The organism is Moorena sp. SIO3I6 (assembly GCF_010672095.1).
Genome location: NZ_JAAHHU010001541.1, coordinates 1 through 1,176, shown reverse-complemented (window position 1 = coordinate 1,176; position 1,176 = coordinate 1). Strand labels below are relative to the sequence as shown.

At 35.3% G+C, this 1,176-nt stretch carries 3 protein-coding genes; all 3 read left to right on the top strand.

From position 1 onward, the window contains the following. A partial coding sequence (locus F6K49_RS51035) for a class I SAM-dependent methyltransferase (protein WP_293110564.1) occupies positions 1-531 on the top strand: 531 nt, incomplete at its 5' end. A gap of 209 nt (positions 532-740) precedes the next feature. Beyond that, the gene (locus F6K49_RS51030; protein ID WP_293110562.1) at positions 741-884 is read left to right on the top strand and encodes a hypothetical protein; all 144 of its coding nucleotides are present in this window, start codon (positions 741-743) and stop codon (positions 882-884) included. Between the two features lie 58 nt (positions 885-942). After that, the coding region (locus F6K49_RS51025) for a glycosyltransferase (protein WP_293110559.1) at positions 943-1,176 on the top strand (234 nt) is incomplete at its 3' end.

The following is a 1,176-nucleotide window of genomic DNA, read 5'->3' as shown; positions in this document are numbered from 1 at the left end:
ATAGCAGTAATTTTTGACTCCCACAATATTCCTTTTAAAGATAATTCATTTGATGGAGTCATAATCCAAGCAGTCCTTGAACATGTTGTAGATCCATCCCGTTGTGTTGAAGAAATTCATCGAGTGCTCAAAAAAGATGGTTTAGTTTATTCAGAAACTCCGTTTATGCAACAAGTACACCTAGGAAGATATGATTTTACTCGCTTCACTCACTTAGGACATCGTCGTTTATTCCGCAAATTTGAAGAAATTTCTAGTGGTGCTGTGTGTGGACCAGGAATGGCATTAGCCTGGTCATATCAATACTTTATTTTAAGTTTTGTTAAGAGCCCTATGGCAAGAGGTTTGATTAAGGTTATTGCCAGACTGACATCTTTTTGGTTGAAATATTTTGACTACTATCTAATTAATAAATCGGGTACATTTGATTCGGCATCAGGTTTTTACTTTATGGGCAAAAAGAGTGATCAAAAACTTTCAGACACAGAACTAATAACTCTTTACAGAGGAACACAAGCAAGTTCTTTTTAACTAGTTTCGCTACGGGTAAGTCTCAAACTTTAAGTTATTTTATATCTAAAAAAATGATGGAATATGGTTCGTTATTTCGGCATTTATGTACTATAATGTAGCTAATAATTTGGTTATAATTTGGGAATTAAAAAATTACCATATGGTTCCTATAGCGGTTGAAAAAAAAAATGGCAATAATGTAGATATCGGCTCCAATGTGGTGATTATTGGTTGGTGGGATTACGATTGGAGATAATGCTGTAATTGGTGCTGGTTATGTAGTTGTAAAGGATGTTTATGAGAGTTCTGTATTTGTAGGAAAATCGGGAAAATTTATTCGTAAAGTTGGTGACCAAAAAGTTAATAGCTAAAAACGAGTATCAGTTCAAATAACTAAAGTATCGCTAATTATTATATGTAAACTTCAAAATGCCAAAAGTTTCTGTTGTTATTCCTGCCTATAATTCCATGAACTATCTCCCGGAAACGGTGGATAGTGTTTTTCGGCAAACCTTTACTGACTTTGAAATATTAATTGTTGACGATGGTAGCTCGGATGGTGTTGAGCAATGGGCTGCTGGGCTAGTTGATCAAAGGGTGAAATTTATTGCCCAAGCCAACCAAGGCGTATCCGTAGCCCGTAATACAGGAATTGCTCAAGCT